Genomic DNA, 15,759 nt, shown 5'->3' with positions numbered 1-15,759 from the left:
GAAACCCGGCGGTAAAGGGAAAAGACCTTTCCGCGGTGGCCGGCGTACCGGGACGGGAAATGCGGACGGGCATATTCCGGTGCGCCCGGGACTTCCGGTGACCCCGGAACTCCAAGGCACCGAGGCTTTACGGGCCCGGCAATGCGAGCCCGTACCGCCCATTAGGCCGTGACATCACAGTTCTACGACGTGAACACCGTCCGGTACGCCGGTGACGCGCGGCAGCCGGCTGCCGACCATCAGCAGTTCCAGGCGGGGGAACGCGGCCAGCCACTCCATGGAGATCCCGAGGTCGTAGGCCAGCCAGAGCCGCTTGAGGCCGTCCGCCGGCGCGATGCCGCCGGTCAGCTCGGCCGCGGTGAACCGCCCGGCGATCTGCACGTAGGGCCGGCCGCCGAGCCGGCGCAGGGCGCGCAGCTCCTCCGTGTCCGCCACCGGGAAGTACAGCTCGTCCGGGTCGAGGTGGGCGATGATCTCCCGGGCGTAGCGGGCGGTGTCGTACCGCCGCCAGGCGCCCGCCAGCTGCGTCCGCAGGCCGAGGTCCGTCCGCTTGCGCAGCCCGGTCAGGTAGTCGATGGCCATGTCGTCGGCGATGGAGGTGGCCGTGACGGCGAGCAGGTACGCCTCGCCTTCGGAGACCTCGGCCGGGTCCGGCAGCATCTCCAGGACGATCGGGCCGATCCAGCCCAGCGCGCGGGCACCGGCCGCGGTGCTGGGGCGGACCATGTCGCGGGTGAAGCGCCGCACCCGGTGGCGTACCTCGGGATCGAGTTCGGTGGCGTGCTCCACGCAGGCGGCGGCGAGCAGCTTGCGGTGCCGGGCCTCCGCGGCCCGGATGCCGGGCCGCGGAGCCAGCAGGCCGTTGAGGAGCGCGGCGCACTCGTCGGGACGGGCCAGGGCGACGGCCATCCGGATGACGTCCTCCCACTCGGAGAGATGGGCGTGGTTCAGGAGCAGCCCGAAGTCGTGGCGCTGGACGGTGGCGCGGGCGGCCAGGAAGTCCTGGAACGTGCGGTGCACGAAGTCGACGGTGTCCGGGGTCGGTTCGCGCAGCAGCCCGGTCCGGTTCAGCAGGTGGCGGTATATCTCCTCGGGGCCGCCTTGGCGCGCGGCGTCCGGGATGGCGGGCAGGTGCTGCGCGAGCGTGTCCACGGCGATCGCGCGGTCCATCTCGGAGCGCCCGTTGACGAGCATCCAGTGGGCCAGCTTCTGCAGCAGCTGGATCTTGGGCTGGCGCGGCAGGTCGATGCCGTCCGTGGTGCCCATGGCCCGCTCCCGGTCCCGCCGTTCCAGCAGCATCGACAGGGCCGCGTCGTACAACTCCTTGCGGCCGTTGGGCAGATAGCCGCGGCGGTCGCGGTGCAGCGCGCAGAGCATGCCGCACATCAGCGGGTTGGTGGCGAGCCTGCCCAGGTCCCGGGTGATGCGTACGGCGTTGAGCAGGGTGTGTTCGTAGCCCGCGAGGCAGTCCAGGTCCTCCGGCTCCTGCTGGGCCGCGGCGCGGTGCCAGCGCTGGATGAACGCGGCGATGTCCTCGCGGCTCATCGGGGCCAGCGACAGTTCGGCGAAGCCGTCGTCCGTCAGCCAGTCGGCGCGGACGGCGGAGGGGCGGGAGGTGACGATCCAGACGTTGCCCGGATACAGGGCGGTCCAGTCGCGCAGCAGGCGGCGCAGCGCCTCGCGCTCGTCCTCCGGCGCCTCGTCCACGCCGTCGACCAGCAGCAGGGCGCGCCCGGCCCGCAGGACGCGGTCGGCCCAGCCCGGCGGCTGGGCCTCGGCGCCCGGGTAGCCGACGGCGGCCAGGAAGGTGCCGGGGCTGGGGAAGCCGTCGCGGGCGAAGCGGCGCACCGGCAGCAGGAAGGGGATGCGGCCGTGCAGGGCGCGGCGCAGCGAAGCGGGCAGCTCGTCGCGGGCGGTGGCGACGGCCAGCCACTGGAGGAGTGTGGTCTTGCCGGAGCCGGCGACGCCCCGGATGAGGATCCGGGACAGGCCGCAGAGCGCCTGCTCCGCGGGGACGGCCGGTTCGGGGGCGGCGCCGCCGTCCGCGCTCCGCGGCTCGGCCTCGCAGCGCAGGCCCAGGTAGGTGGCGTCCAGCGGCCAGCTGTCGGGGGAGTGCGCGAGGTCGATGCCGAAGATGGTGAGGTGGTTGTGGAGGACGGCGGTGTCGTGGGCGTAGCGGGCCTCGAAGGCGGCGTCCTCGGCGGACCTGGACGGCAGCCGGTCGCTCAGCGCACCGAGGGTGTCCCCGATGTCCGCGAGCTGCCGGCTCTGCTCGACCAGGGTGCGGGGGACGAAGGCGGCCCGCTGGGTGAAGAAGTGCAGGATGTGCAGCGAGGCGGTGCCCACGAGGATCGCGTGCAGTTCGGTGCCGTCGCGGGTCAGCTCGCGGGTGGCGCCGGGGGCCGCCCGGCACAGCTGCCGGGCGAAGTCGGCCGCTTCCAGGCGGGCGGCCTGCGCGACGTCCATGTCGATCTCGCCGAGCGCCCAGAGCGTACGGGCGAGCGCGTCCGTCACCGCCCGCTCCTCGTCGGCCGCGACGGGCCGCTCGTGCCCGTTCGCGGCGCCGTCGTCCGGCGGTGTCACGGCCCGCTCGACCAGCTTGGCGGCGAGCCGCCGCACGTCCCGTTCGCCGAGGGTGCGCTTCTCGCCCTTGAAGGAGAGCAGGCCGGAGATCCGTACGGGCTTGTCCACGAGTGCGGCGCCGGGCCCTTCGCGGACGAACAGCTTCTTGACCAGCGGGGCGACGACTTTGGGCGCGAGGCGGGCAGTGACGATCATCGGGTCCATCGGTGATCCCCCATCACCAGGGCAACGCCGGCCGGGCCGCGCGTTGTGGGCTTCAAGCCTAGAGGAGACAGGGCTTCCGGGGGCCTGGGCCGCCGGGGGAACCGCCGTCCTGTGAGGGCGGTGTCGGCTTCCTTTCGCTTTCTTGCGTTCGGAGGGCCATTGGTCCCGATAAGGACATCCTTAAGACCCGCACGGAAGCGGCGGGAACCCGGGGCGCGGTGACATGCCGCACAGGGCGATCCGTGCCCACTACGCGGAATAGTGGGCGCTTTCCGGGAAGCGGCGGGCCATTGCGGGCGCGATGGCCACGGGCCGGGGGCGGGTGGGGTGCCGGTGTACGGGAGCACCTGCCAGGACAGGGGAAAGCCGCAGGTCAGCGGCCGGGTGAGGGAGTCGCCTGGGGGTCGGGAGGGGAGGGCGGGCGCGAGGTTTGAGACCTGGGGCCGAGGGTAGTCGAGGCGGTTTATTTCCCCGGCTTTTGGTACGGGATGGGGTAGTAGAAGCGGCTATTGGCAGCATGTCGGATTCGGGTTACCAAGGTGGGGCGATCCCGGTCGACGGCCGGGACTCACTCTTTCCCGGAGGTAGTTCCCGCATGACGAAGCACCACCCCCTGCACCGCCTGTCGAAGAAGTCCGTTCTCCGTACCCGCGCCTCCGTGCTCGCGGCGGGCCTGGGCGTCTCCGCGGCCATGGGTGCCGGAGTGGCGCTGGCGGCGGGCGGCGACGACCGGTCGATCGCCCTGGACGGGCTGACGGCGGACCTGGGCGCCTCGGTGAGCGCGCAGGCCGACGCGCAGAAGAAGGCCGCCGAGGCGGAGCGGCAGGAGGCCGAGAAGGCCAAGAAGGCGGCCGAGGAGAAGGCCCGCTCCTGGGTCAAGCCGGTGGACGACTACAAGCTGGGCATGACGTTCGGCCTGGCGGGCAAGCACTGGTCGCACAACCACAGCGGTCAGGACTTCGTGGTGCCGAGCGGCACCGCCGTGCACGCCGTGCACGGGGGCACCGTGATCAAGGCGGGCCCGAACGGCGGCGGTGACGGTCCCGCGTACGGCAACGCGGTCGTGATCAAGCACGACAGCGGTACGTACACCCAGTACGCGCACCTGACGAGCGCCGAGGTGAAACCGGGCCAGCGGGTGGAGACCGGCCAGGAGATCGCCAAGTCCGGCAGCACCGGCAACTCGACCGGCCCGCACCTGCACTTCGAGGTCCGTACCGGCCCGGACTACGGCTCCGGCGTCGAGCCGACCGGCTTCCTGAAGGCGCGCGGCGACGGCGTGTGATCCCCGCCGTCGGTGCCGTCAGCCGTGGCCCGGCTGGGCCGCGGTGACCAGTTCGGTGGCGACCTCCAGGATGGCCTTGCGCTTGTCCTCGGGGTCGCCTTCGAGTGTCTGCATGGCGAACATGCCCGCGTGCAACGAGAAGATCGCGGTGATGCAGCGCACCTGGTCCGTCAGCTGTGCTTCCGGCTCCCTGAGCAGCCCGGTGAGCCGGACCATGCGCTGCTTGAAGGTCTCCCCGATGCTCAGGTCCCGCACGGTCGCCTGGTTCTCCTGCATGAAGCGGAAGAGGGGCTCGGCGGTGCGCAGGGCCTCGCTGTAGCGGCGCAGGATCTCGCGCTTGGTCTCCAGGGTGCGCGGCTGCCGCTCGGCCCACTCGGTCAGCTCGTCGATCGGCCGCGCCAGGTCCTGGAACAGGCTGATGACGATGTCTTCCTTGGTCTTGAAGTGGTAGTAGAGCGCCGCCTTGGTGACGTCCAGCCGCTCGGCGATCTCGCGGAGCGAGGTCTTCTCGTACCCCTGCTCGGCGAACAGCTCCAGGGCGACGTCCTGGATGCGCTGGCGGGTGTTGCCCCTGCGCGCGTGCGGTGTGCCCATGCTGCTGTTCTCCTGCGTCGGTCGTCCCGGCCGGCGGACGCCAATAACTTACTTGACGCCCGGCTAGTTGGTTGCTTACCTTCTTCACTGTACTCAACTAGCCGGGCGGCAAGTAAGTGGGAGAAGCAGAGATGGGGATGTCGCAACAGAAAGCGACCCCAGCGGGGGACATAACCGAACCGGTGAACGCCGGGGGGAAGCAGCCGGCCAGCGTCCGCGTGGTGCTGTTCGCGCTGATGATCGCGATGTTGCTCGCGATGCTGGACAACATGATCGTGGGCACCGCGATGCCGACGATCGTCGGCGAACTGGGCGGGCTGAGCCACCTGTCCTGGGTGGTGACCGCGTATACGCTCGCGACCGCCGCCTCCACCCCGATCTGGGGCAAACTGGGCGACCTGTACGGCCGTAAGGGCGTCTTCCTGACGTCCATCGTGATCTTCCTGATCGGCTCCGCGCTGTCCGGCATGGCCCAGGACATGGGCCAGCTGATCGGCTTCCGCGCCGTACAGGGCCTGGGCGCCGGCGGTCTGATGGTCGGCGTCATGGCGATCATCGGCGACCTGATCCCGCCGCGGGAGCGCGGCAAGTACCAGGGCATGATGGCCGGTGTCATGGCCGTCGCGATGATCGGCGGGCCGCTGGTCGGCGGCACCATCACCGACCACCTCGGCTGGCGCTGGAGCTTCTACATCAACCTGCCGCTGGGCGCGATCGCCCTGGTCATGGTGACCGCGGTGCTGCACCTGCCCAAGAAGCGGGCGCAGGCCCGCATCGACTACGTCGGCGCCATCCTGCTCACCATCGGCATCACCTCGCTGGTCCTGATCACCACCTGGGGCGGTACCGAGTACGCCTGGCTGTCGGCCCAGATCATCGGGCTCGGCGCGGTCGGCGTCGTCGCCCTGCTGGCCTTCGTCTTCACCGAGACCAAGGTCCGCGAGCCGGTGCTGCCGCTGCACATCTTCCGCAACGGCAACTTCAGCCTCGTCACGGTCATCGGCTTCCTGGTCGGCTTCGTGATGTTCGGGTCGATGACCTTCCTGCCGCTGTTCCAGCAGACCGTGCAGGGCGCCTCGGCCACCAACTCGGGCCTGCTGCTCCTGCCGATGCTGCTCGCGATGATGGCCGTCTCGCTGGTCGCGGGCCGGGTCACCACCAACACCGGCAAGTACAAGATCTTCGTGGTGGGCGGCGGCGCGCTGATCACCGCCGGGCTCGCGCTGCTGTCCCTGATGGACACCGGGACCACCCGGTTCACCTCGGGCGTGTACATGGCGGTGCTCGGTGCCGGCATGGGCTTCCTGATGCAGACCACGATGCTGATCGCGCAGAACAGCGTCGAGATGAAGGACATGGGCGTCGGCTCCTCGTCCGCCACCCTGTTCCGTACGATCGGCGGCTCCTTCGGTGTCGCGATCTTCGGAGCGATCTTCAACAACCGGGTGACGGACGTGATGACCGAGCGGCTCGGCGCCGCGGGTGCGGGCGCGACCGCCGGTGGCGGCCAGATGGACCTGAAGGCCCTGGAGAAGCTGCCGGCCGCGGTCAAGGACGCGTACATGCACGCGGTCTCCGGCGGTACCCACCAGGTCTTCGTGTGGGGCGCGGTGATCAGCGTCATCGGCTTCGCCGCGGCCTGGTTCCTCAAGGAGGTGCCGCTGCGCGGCGGCCCGGCCAAGCCGGCCGATGGGCCGCAGGACGACGGCGGGGCCCCGGCGAACAAGGCTCCCGTGGCGGAGACGGTCTGATCCGGTACTGAATTCCCTGGTCAGCGGCCCCCGGCGTACGCGCTGGGGGCCGCTGCCGCGTCCGGGGGCAGGCTGCCGCCGGGCCGTTGTCAGTGGTGCGTGCCAGCATCGGAATGTGAACGGTGACGGGGCGGGGGACGAGTGGGAGGGCGGGCGCGCGGGCGGCGCCACGGCCCCGGTGCCGCCCGCGCGGCTGCGGCAGCTGCGGCTGGCGAAGGACGCCATGGACCGCGACTGGGCCTCGCCGCTGGACCTGGGCGCGGTGGCGGCCCACGCCGGGTATTCGCGCTTCCACTTCATCCGGGCCTTCAAGCAGGTGTACGGCCTGACCCCCGGCCAGTACCTGAGCCGGCGCCGGATCGAGCGGGCCGAGGAGCTGCTGCGTACGGCCGATCTCTCCGTCACGGAGATCTGCTGGCTGGTCGGCTTCGGCAGCCTGGGCACCTTCTCGGCCCGCTTCAAGGAGCGGACGGGGCTGACGCCGAGCGAGTACCGCCGGCGGCATGTGGGACAGGGCGCCGGGCTGATACCGGGCTGCTACGCCCTGCTGTGGTCCGGCGGCTTCAAGTCCTTCGAGGACCGGGGCGAGGCGGGCCGGGAGGACCGCAATTCTCAAGAAGGCGGGTAGCGGGCGGCCTGCCTACGGTGAAGAGGACCGCGCACGACAACGAAAGGCACGTCATGATCAAGGGACTCGCCATCACCACCGTCTGGGTCCTCGACCAGGACCGGGCGAAGGAGTTCTACACGCAAAAGCTCGGGCTGGAGGTCCGCACGGACATGCGGATGGGCGGCGAGGACGGGATGCGCTGGCTGACCGTCGGCGCCAAGGACCAGCCGGACGTGCAGCTGACCCTGATGGTCCCCGGCCCGCCCGGCATGGACCCGGAGTCCGGCGCGGCGCTCAGACAGCTGGTCGGCAAGGGGCTGATGGGCGCCGGCGTGCTGGCCACGGACGACGTCATGGCCGACTACGCCGCGCTGAAAGCCAAGGGCGTGGAGTTCCTCCAGGAGCCGCAGGAGCGCCCGTACGGCACCGAGGCGATTTTCCGTGACGACTCCGGCAACTGGTTCTCGCTGACCCAGCGGAACGAGCAGCTCGACCTGGGCAAGGACTGGGGGGAGTGCGTGGAGTAGCCGCCGCACCGAGGACGGCGGGCCGGGGCGGCCGGGCGGCCGCCGCCCGTCACCGGTCCGGCAGCTGGATGACCGGGAAGCTGCCCGTGTTCGTGGGGGCGTTCTCCGGCAGCCACAGCACGGACACCGCGCCCGTGGACCCGTCCGTCAGCTCGTCGGCGTTGCGGAAGGTGAGCCGGGCGCCCAGGACCCGGGCCTGGCCGGCCGCGATGGTCAGCCCGAGCCCGTGCCCACGCCCTGCCCGGTCGCTGCTGCCCGTACGGAAGCGGCTGGGGCCCTCGCGCAGCAGGGCCTCGGGGAAGCCCGTGCCGTGGTCGCGCACGCGCACGACCCGCCCCTCCACGGTCACCTCGATCGGCGGCTTGCCGTGCCGGGCCGCGTTCGCGATGAGGTTGCCCAGGATGCGTTCCAGGCGCCGCGGATCGGTGGAGACCTCGGCGTCCCGCAGGATCTCGATCTTGATGTCGGGGTTCAGGGCCCGCACCCGCCGGGTGACGAACTCGCCGAGCGCCACGTCCTGCAGCTCGGCACGCTCCGCGTAGCCGTCCAGCCGGGCCACTTCCAGGACGTCCTCGACGAGCGTGCGCATCGCCTGCGCCCGGTCCCGCACCAGCTCCGACGGACGTCCGGGCGGCAGCAGTTCGGCCGCGGTGAGCAGCCCGGTGACCGGGGTGCGCAGCTCGTGGGCGATGTCGGCGGTCACCCGGCGCTCCGCCTCGATGCGCTTCTGGAGCGCGTCGGACATCGCGTCCACCGCCCAGGCCAGGTCGTCCGTCTCGTCCCGGATCCGGCCGCCGACCTCGTCGCGGATGCGTACGGAGGTGTCGCCGTCGGCCAGCTTGCCGGCCGCGGCCGCCGCCTTGCGCAGCCGCTGGGACAGCCGCCCGCCGATCAGCACGCCGAGCGCGCAGCCGCCGACCACGACCGCCGTGGAGCCGATCAGCAGCGCCTGGTCGAGGTCGTCCAGGACGGCGAACCGGTCGGGGAAGTAGCCCTGGATGGACAGCACCCGGCCGCCCGCGACCGGCGCGGCGGCCCACACCTTGGGCGTGGTCTGGCCGGTGTCCTCCAGGTAGGTCGCCCGCTTGCCCTTGGTGACCTCGTCCCGCAACTCCTTGGGCAGCGCCGGGTCGTCCAGCTTCGCGCCGAAGCGCAGCTGGTGCGTGGACTCGTAGATCTTCTGCGTGAAGTTGAGCCGTTCGGTCTGCACGTCGCGGCTGTTGTCCAGCATCGAGCCGCGGGCCGCGTTGTGCACGACGAGGCTCAGCGCGATCGCGACCAGCGCTCCGACGAGCGCGATCGCGGCGCTGAGCTTCCACCGCAGCCCGGTACGCAGGGCGAGCCTGACCACCGCAGGAGTCAGCCTCTCAGCTTGTAACCGAAGCCGCGGACGGTCTCGATCCGGTCCTGGCCGATCTTGCCGCGCAGCCGCTGGACGTGGACGTCCACGACCCTGGTGTCACCGCCCCAGCCGTAGTCCCAGACCCGCTCCAGCAGCCGGTCGCGGGAGAGGACCGTGCCGGGCGAGTTGGAGAACTCCAGCAGCAGGCGCATCTCGGTCGGTGTCAGCGCGACCGGCTGACCGCCTTTGCGCACCTCCATGCCCTCGGTGTCGACCTCCAGGTCGCCGAAGCGCAGCACGGCCTCGGCCGGCTCCGGGGCGTCCGAGGCCGCGGCGCCCGCGCCGTCGGGGCCCGAGGCGTGCCCGAAGCGGCGCAGCACCGCGCGGATCCGGGCCACCAGCACGGCGCCGTCGAAGGGCTTGGTCACGTAGTCGTCGGCGCCCGCCTCCAGGCCCAGCACCACGTCGATGGAGTCGGCGCGCGCCGACAGCATGATCACCGGCACGGTCGACTCGTCACGGATGCGGCGGCACAGGCTGACGCCGTCCAGGCCCGGCACCATCACGTCGAGCAGGGCGATGTCGGGACGGTCGGCCCGGAACGCCTCCAGGCCCGCCAGCCCGTCGGGCATGGCGGTGACCACGAAGCCGTCCCGCTCCAGGGCGAGCTGCGTGGCCTCGCGGATGACGTCGTCGTCCTCGACGAAGAGCACATGGGTATCGGCCATGCGGTGTTCTCAATCCTCCGGTGCCGTGCTGTCGGGGGTCGCGGACTCGGTGGCCCCGGTCTTGCTGTAGTCGGTGTGGTACCGGGCGTACTCCACGAAGCGGCTACCCGTCCAGCGGTAGGTCATCACATCCTCGCCGGAAGCGCAGCACACCTTGTCGCCGGAGTCGTAGGTCTGCTTGGAGACCTCCAGTTCGCCCTTGTTGACGCCCGCGTACACCGAAGGCTGTTCGTTGGTGAAGACATTGTCGTACGAAGAGCCGTTCTTGCGGTAGACGTACGAGCCGATGCCGACGGAATCCGCGCAGGTCATCACGTTGACGACGACGTCGGGGTCCTTGCCGTGGGTGAGCGGCGCGTACGTGACCTCGACCGGGTACTCCTCCGCGGCGCACGGCTTCGCCAGGGACTTCTTGACGTCCGCGCCGACCTTCGGGTCGTGCTTCATCAGCTCGACCGCGTCGACCTTCTCGTACGCGACCGACGCCGAGGGCGACGGGGACGGCGCGTGGGCCGACCGGCCCGTGGGCGCGGGGGCGCTGCTCGCCGTGCCCTCGGTCCGTACGCCCTCGCCGCCCGGGTTGCAGCCGGCCAGCAACAGCGAGACGGCGGCCACCCCGGCGATGGCCGCTCCGCTCTTCACGTGTCCGGTTCCGGCCCGTGCGGACCGGAACCGTGCCGTGCTGTCCCCGGCCAACCTGTTCCTGGTCAAACCGCTCCCGCTCACAGTCCCTCTGGCTAAGCCGCCGGTACCGCAGCCGGTCAGGCCGCGCACCGCTCCCGCTCCTGCTCGCCGCGCTCCAGCATGCGCGCGTCGACGTCGCGATTCTCCAGTTCCTGGCGCAGCCGGGCCAGGGCCCGGTGCAGCGTGCTCTTGACCGTACCGGTGGACATGCCGAGCGCCGCCGCGGTCTCCTCCGTGCTCATCTGCTCCCAGTGTCGCAGCACGACGACGCTGCGCTGCTTGGGCGCGAGCACGCCGAGGATGTCCATCAGCAGGGCGCGGTCGGCGCGCTGCTCGGTGCCGTCGTCGACGCTCGCGTCCGGGAGCTGCTCGGTGGGCACCTCCTCCAGCTTGCGGGCGCGCCACCACTCCGTACGGGTGTTGATCATGACGCGGCGGAGGTAGGCGTCGGCGAGGGACTTGTCCGCGATGCCGTCCCAGCGCCCGTAGGTGCGGACCAGGGCCGTCTGGAGGAGGTCCTGGGCGTCGACCGGGTCGGGTACCAGGCGCCGGGCGCTGCGCAGCAGGGCCTCCTGCCGCGTCCGCACGTACTCTTCGAAGTCCAGTACCTTGCCGCCGCTGGTCGCCATCCCGACGCCTCCGATCCGCTTGCGTTCCCCACGTTGACCGCGCTGGCAGTCATCTCCAGCACGGGGAAGACGCTACGGAGGGGGTGTTGCGGCGTAGTGTGCGTGGGCCCCACAGGGAGTGCACGGAAAACCGTCGGTTGTGTAACAGCCCGCCGGGGGTCATACCTCGGACGGACAGGGGCCGTACGGGGGTCATCCTCCCGGGGGACAGCGGGGGGCGGCCGGAAGGGCTAGGGCCCCTGTGCAGGACGTTCGGCGCCGGCCCCGCCGTCACGGTGCCGTCATCAGGACGTGCTCCGGCCGAGCGGCAGGCGGTACGAGCCGCCCGGCAGCGGCTCCACCAGGCCGTCCGCGACCAGGCCGTCCAGCGCCCGCGCCCGCTGCACCGGCTCGTCCCAGACCGCGTCCAGCACGGCCTGCGGCACGGCACCGACGGCCTCCCGCAGCACGGCGAGCAGCTTGCCGCGCACCTGGCGGTCCGTGCCGGCGTACGTCTGGCCGCGGCGCGGCGGGCCGTCGTGCGCGGGCGAGCCCGCCAGCCGCCAGGCGCACTGCGCGGAGATCGGGCAGCGCACACACTCGGGGCCGCGGGCGGTGCACACCAGCGCGCCCAGCTCCATCGTGGCGGCGGCCCACTTCGCCGCGGTCTCCTCGTCCTGCGGCAGCAGCGCGCGGGCCAGCTTGCGTTCGGCGGCCGTGGTGGCGTTCGGCGGGTACTGCCGGCCTTCGACAGCGCGCGCGAACACCCGGCGCACATTGGTGTCCAGAACCGCGTGCCGCTGCCCGTACGCGAAGGACGCGACGGCCGCGGCCGTGTACTCGCCGACACCGGGCAGCGCGAGGAGCTGGCCGTGCTCGCGCGGCACGTCACCGCCGTGGCGCTCTTGTATGGCGGAGGCGGCGGCGTGCAGGCGCAGTGCGCGCCGCGGGTAGCCGAGGCGGCCCCAGGCGCGCACCGCCTCTCCCGGCGGCTCGGCGGCCAGGTCCGCGGGGCGCGGCCAGCGCTGAAGCCACTGTTCGTACACCGGCAGCACTCTGCTGACCGGTGTCTGCTGCAGCATGAACTCGCTCACCATCACGCCCCAGGCGCCCGCCTCGGGGCGGCGCCAGGGCAGGTCGCGGGCGTGCTCGTCGAACCAGTCGGTGACGGGGCCGTGCAACCGGGCCCCTTCGGTGGCTTCGTTGGCGGCGGCGGTGGTGGCAGCGGCGGAGGCGGCAGGAGTGGAAGTCATGGCATGGCCGATCCTGGCACGGCGGCGCTCCGCCGTGAAACGCGCCGGGCCCGCGCCACGATGCGCCCACCCGCTCGCGGGAATGTTCCGGCGTGGGGACCAGGGGCGCGGAAGGGGGCGTCCGCGTCCCGCTCGGCGGCGGGGGCGAGGATGTCCCCATGGTGTGGATGACGACGGGACCTGCGGGAGAGCGGCGATGACCACGGCGAGCGACTGTCCTGACACGATCCGCCGGGCCCTGGTGGCGCACACGACGCTGACGCTCGCGTACACCGACGCCGAAGGGCCGCAGGCGTGCGCCGTGCTCTACGCCACAGCGGACGGGCCGGTGCCCGCGCTCGCCCTGGTCACCGCGGAGTCGACCCGGCACGGCCGGGCGTTCGCCCGCGCGGCGGAGACGGGCCCCGGCGCCCGCGTCGCCTTCACGGCGCAGCGCGACGGGCAGGAGTGGACCGGGCTGACCGGGGTGCAGGGCCGGGGTGTCGTCCGCCGGCTGGCGGGCGCGGACCGCGCGGCGGGGTGGCGTACGTACCTGGAGCGCTTCCCGTTCGTCGCGGCCGACGAACGGCTCGGCGCGGCGCTGGAGCGCACCGCGCTGTGGGAAGTGCGCCCGGACTGGCTCAGGTTGATCGACAACGGCCGCGGGTTCGGGCACAAGGAGGAGTGGCACGCGCCGGAGGGGTGCGAGGGGCGGCGGTGACCGGGGGAGTGGTGCGGGGATCAGCAATACGGGGGGAAACGGTACGGGGGCATCCCGTGGGACGCCCCCAGCCTGCCGGGGATTTGCCGGAGCTGCCGCAGATCCCCTGAAGAAACGTTTATGCGCGCACCAGGATCTTCCAGCGCCCCGTACTCATGCGCTCCACCACGGTGGTCAGCGGCCGGGCGAGCAGCGTGACGCACAGCGTGGCGGTCAGCGTGCCCAGCGCCAGGCCCGCCACCACGTCGTGCGGGTAGTGCACGCCGACGAAGACCCGCGAGAAGCCCGTCAGCAGCGCGACCGGCAGCGCCAGCCAGGCCGCCGCGCGCCACGCGAACACGATGCCGACGGCCAGCGCCGCCGCGATCGTGGAGTGGTTGCTCGGGAAGGACCAGTCGCCCTGCGGGGGGCACTGGACTATGGAGGCGGCGGCGCCGGCCACGGCCCGGCAGGGCCGCTCCTCGTCCACGAAGCTTTTGACGATCTCACTCACCAAGTAGGCGACCGCCGTGGCCACCGGCACCAGGATCGCGAGCGCGACCAGCCGCTCCTCCCCCTTGCGGGAGCGCCACCAGCCCAGGACGGCCACTGCCATGAGCAGCAGGATGCCGCCCTCCGTACCGCCGGCGGCCAGCGAATGAATCCAGCCGGGTGTGTCGTGCGCGAAGTCGGTGACGTCGCGATAGAGATCGGTGCTGTACATGAACGCATACGGTACGGACTGTTACGGGAAAGCCGCACCTGACCGACGACAAGGGGCACCCCCGACGAAAGTCGGGGCCCGCGCGCGGCCGGGAATCGCCGTGGATCACGAAGTGATCACAGAGCGCGGGCCCGCGGAGCCCCGCTCCGGGCTGATGATGCGAAAAGTTGCGGCTTCGTGCGGCGGGTACTGGCCGTTGCGACAGGTGATCTCTCGTAGAGTTTCCGCGTGGGATCTCTGCGCAATCCGATCGGGCCGCTTCCCTCCTCCATCTACTGGCGGCGGAGGGCCGTTGCGCTGGCCGTCCTCGCCCTGCTGGTCCTGTTGGTGGTCTGGGCCCTCAACTGGAGCGGCGGCGACGGGAAGACCGGCGCCGAGGGCAAGGGGCCCGGCGGCCCCGGCCCCGCGACGTCCATCACCCCGGGACCGAACGCGACGGACTCCGGGATCGACCAAAAACCCGGCGGCCGGGACGAGTCGGGCAGCGGCGGCGGGTCCGGCACGGGCTCCGGCGGCTCGGGCGGTTCCGGCGGCTCGGGCGCCGGTACCGGCGGCAGCGGCGGTTCCACGGGCTCCGGCGGCGGCTCCGCCCTGGGCGAGGGCGGCGGCGCCGTCACCGTACCGGCCGGTGCGGCCCTCCCGAACTGCGCCGAATCCGACACGGAGTTGAAGCTGCGCAGCCTCAAGAGCTCTTACGGACCCGGCGAACGGCCGAAGTTCGAGGTCACGGTCGAGAACTCCGGCGGCGCGGCCTGCAAGGTGGACCTGGGGCGCGGGTCGGCGGCGCTCACGATCACCGCGAAATCGGGTGACGAACGGGTGTGGGCCTCCGGCGACTGCCCGCCGGGCGCGGGCACCACCGCGCTGGTGCAGGTGCCGGCGGGCGGCTCGGTCACCCGGACCGTGGAATGGGACCGCAGGCCCAGCGACTCCGAGTGCGCGACGCCGAACGCCGCTCCGGTCGGGCCCGGCGCGTACCTCGCCGAGGCCAAGGTGGGCGGCCTGGCTTCGGTGCGCACGCCCTTCACGCTGGCCGAAAGCTGACGGGTACACGGGTCGCGATTGCGCTGTGAGCGTGCAGCCGTTTTCCGTCCGCCGGTGATCGGGCACAGTCGGCCGTATGAGGCTACTGATGCTGGGCGGAACGGAGTTCGTGGGTCGTGCGGTCACCGACGCGGCGCTGGCGCGCGGTTGGCAGGTGACGGTGTTCCACCGCGGGCGGCACGCGGCGCCGCCGGGAACGACGGTTTTGCACGGCGACCGCACCGACGCGGCCACCCTCGGGGCCCTCGCCGACGGCACGTGGGACGTCGTCGTGGACACCTGGAAGGGAGCGCCGACCGCGGTGCGCGACGCGGCCCGGCTGCTGGCCGACCGGGCCGGGCGGTATGTGTACGTCTCCACCGGGTCGGTGTACGCGCCTCCGGCCGGCCCCGGGCACACCGAGGACAGCCGGCTGGTGGAGGGCTCGCCGGACGCGGACGCGGTGGCGTACGCCGAGGACAAGCGCGGCGGCGAACTGGGTGCGCTGGCGGCCTTCGGCGAGGACCGGACGCTGCTGGCCCGCGCCGGGCTGATCCTCGGGCCGGGGGAGAACATCGGCCGGCTGCCCTGGTGGCTGACGCGCATCGCCCGCGGCGGCCCCGTGCTCGCGCCGGGCCCGCACGACCTGGGGCTTCAGTACATCGACGTCCGCGACCTCGCCGAATGGATTCTGCACGCCGCCGAGACCGGGCTGTCAGGCCCGTACAACCTCATCAGCGAGCCGGGCCACGCCACGATGGGCGAACTGCTGGAGGCCTGCGTCAAGGTCACCGGGTCCGACGCCGAACTGCGCTGGGCGGAGCCGGAGAAGATCCTCGCGGCCGGCCTCGCACCCTGGACGGAACTGCCCGTCTGGCTGCCGCCGGGCGAGCTGTACGACGCCATCCACCGCGGCAACGCCGCCAAGGCCCACGGCGCGGGGCTGCGCTGCCGGCCGGTGGGGGAGACGGTGGCCGCCACCTGGGAGTGGCTACGGGAGCTCGGCGGCGAGGCGCCGCTGCGCCCCGACCGGAAGGCGACCGGGCTGGCACCGGAGCGTGAGGAAGCGTTCCTGCGGGATCTGTGAGGCGTGCCGGGGACCGGGGAACGGGCCCCGCTCGCGCGGGCCGCGTACGGCTACGGCACGGGCTCTCGCGCGGCCCG

At 72.3% G+C, this 15,759-nt stretch carries 15 protein-coding genes; 7 read left to right on the top strand and 8 right to left on the bottom strand.

The window, feature by feature from the left end; translation table 11 throughout:
* Positions 1-174: 174 nt before the first annotated feature.
* Entirely contained in the window at positions 175-2,787 is a 2,613-nt protein-coding gene (locus tag ACH4K4_RS03715; protein WP_398164570.1) for an NACHT domain-containing protein, read from the bottom strand.
* 595 nt (positions 2,788-3,382) lie between these two features.
* On the opposite strand from ACH4K4_RS03715, the gene ACH4K4_RS03710 reads away from it, so the two are divergent.
* Positions 3,383-4,072 carry a M23 family metallopeptidase gene (locus tag ACH4K4_RS03710; RefSeq protein ID WP_398164568.1) on the top strand — a complete coding sequence of 230 codons (690 nt, stop codon included), beginning with the start codon at positions 3,383-3,385 and terminating at the stop codon, positions 4,070-4,072.
* A gap of 18 nt (positions 4,073-4,090) precedes the next feature.
* Here ACH4K4_RS03710 and ACH4K4_RS03705 read toward each other — a convergent pair whose 3' ends face one another.
* Entirely contained in the window at positions 4,091-4,666 is a 576-nt protein-coding gene (locus ACH4K4_RS03705; RefSeq protein WP_398164567.1) for a TetR/AcrR family transcriptional regulator, read from the bottom strand.
* Positions 4,667-4,797: 131 nt separating this feature from the next.
* On the opposite strand from ACH4K4_RS03705, the gene ACH4K4_RS03700 reads away from it, so the two are divergent.
* The 3 genes from ACH4K4_RS03700 to ACH4K4_RS03690 all read left to right on the top strand — a co-directional run bounded on the left by ACH4K4_RS03700 (position 4,798) and on the right by ACH4K4_RS03690 (position 7,554).
* Entirely contained in the window at positions 4,798-6,417 is a 1,620-nt protein-coding gene (locus ACH4K4_RS03700) for an MDR family MFS transporter (protein WP_398164566.1), read from the top strand.
* Between the two features lie 223 nt (positions 6,418-6,640).
* On the top strand, positions 6,641-7,045 hold the full coding sequence (locus ACH4K4_RS03695) for a helix-turn-helix transcriptional regulator (RefSeq protein WP_398165393.1): 405 nt from the start codon (positions 6,641-6,643) through the stop codon (positions 7,043-7,045).
* 53 nt (positions 7,046-7,098) lie between these two features.
* Complete coding sequence (locus ACH4K4_RS03690; protein ID WP_398164564.1) at positions 7,099-7,554, top strand: VOC family protein; 456 nt, start codon at positions 7,099-7,101, stop codon at positions 7,552-7,554.
* A 49-nt stretch (positions 7,555-7,603) separates the two neighbouring features.
* Here ACH4K4_RS03690 and cseC read toward each other — a convergent pair whose 3' ends face one another.
* The 5 genes from cseC to ACH4K4_RS03665 all read right to left on the bottom strand — a co-directional run bounded on the left by cseC (position 7,604) and on the right by ACH4K4_RS03665 (position 12,169).
* The gene (gene cseC / locus ACH4K4_RS03685; RefSeq protein ID WP_398164563.1) at positions 7,604-8,905 is read right to left on the bottom strand and encodes a two-component system sensor histidine kinase CseC; all 1,302 of its coding nucleotides are present in this window, start codon (positions 8,903-8,905) and stop codon (positions 7,604-7,606) included.
* 8 nt (positions 8,906-8,913) lie between these two features.
* Positions 8,914-9,624 (bottom strand): two-component system response regulator CseB, encoded by a 711-nt coding sequence (cseB, locus tag ACH4K4_RS03680; protein ID WP_360136772.1) that lies wholly within the window; start codon positions 9,622-9,624, stop codon positions 8,914-8,916.
* A 9-nt stretch (positions 9,625-9,633) separates the two neighbouring features.
* The gene (locus ACH4K4_RS03675; RefSeq protein WP_398164561.1) at positions 9,634-10,266 is read right to left on the bottom strand and encodes a hypothetical protein; all 633 of its coding nucleotides are present in this window, start codon (positions 10,264-10,266) and stop codon (positions 9,634-9,636) included.
* A gap of 119 nt (positions 10,267-10,385) precedes the next feature.
* Positions 10,386-10,937: a SigE family RNA polymerase sigma factor gene (locus ACH4K4_RS03670; RefSeq protein ID WP_398164559.1), complete on the bottom strand. Its 552-nt coding sequence runs from the start codon at positions 10,935-10,937 to the stop codon at positions 10,386-10,388.
* 284 nt (positions 10,938-11,221) lie between these two features.
* The gene (locus ACH4K4_RS03665) at positions 11,222-12,169 is read right to left on the bottom strand and encodes an A/G-specific adenine glycosylase (RefSeq protein ID WP_398164558.1); all 948 of its coding nucleotides are present in this window, start codon (positions 12,167-12,169) and stop codon (positions 11,222-11,224) included.
* A gap of 196 nt (positions 12,170-12,365) precedes the next feature.
* Between ACH4K4_RS03665 and ACH4K4_RS03660 the strand changes: the two genes are divergently transcribed.
* Positions 12,366-12,869, top strand: coding sequence for a pyridoxamine 5'-phosphate oxidase (locus tag ACH4K4_RS03660; RefSeq protein ID WP_398164556.1), 504 nt, complete (start codon positions 12,366-12,368; stop codon positions 12,867-12,869).
* Between the two features lie 118 nt (positions 12,870-12,987).
* Here the strand turns inward: ACH4K4_RS03660 and ACH4K4_RS03655 are convergent, their stop codons facing one another.
* The gene (locus ACH4K4_RS03655; protein WP_398164555.1) at positions 12,988-13,572 is read right to left on the bottom strand and encodes a phosphatase PAP2 family protein; all 585 of its coding nucleotides are present in this window, start codon (positions 13,570-13,572) and stop codon (positions 12,988-12,990) included.
* A gap of 228 nt (positions 13,573-13,800) precedes the next feature.
* Here ACH4K4_RS03655 and ACH4K4_RS03650 point away from each other — a divergent pair, with 228 nt between their 5' ends.
* Together ACH4K4_RS03650 and ACH4K4_RS03645 are read left to right on the top strand one after the other, a co-directional pair.
* The gene (locus ACH4K4_RS03650; protein ID WP_398164553.1) at positions 13,801-14,616 is read left to right on the top strand and encodes a hypothetical protein; all 816 of its coding nucleotides are present in this window, start codon (positions 13,801-13,803) and stop codon (positions 14,614-14,616) included.
* Positions 14,617-14,692: 76 nt separating this feature from the next.
* Complete coding sequence (locus ACH4K4_RS03645; RefSeq protein ID WP_398164551.1) at positions 14,693-15,682, top strand: NAD-dependent epimerase/dehydratase family protein; 990 nt, start codon at positions 14,693-14,695, stop codon at positions 15,680-15,682.
* The last annotated feature ends 77 nt before the right edge of the window (positions 15,683-15,759 follow it).

The organism is Streptomyces sp. NPDC017529 (genome assembly GCF_044329785.1).
Classification (GTDB): Bacteria; Actinomycetota; Actinomycetes; order Streptomycetales; family Streptomycetaceae; genus Streptomyces.
Note: the sequence above shows the minus strand (reverse complement) of the source record. Positions and strands in the feature narration are given on the sequence as shown.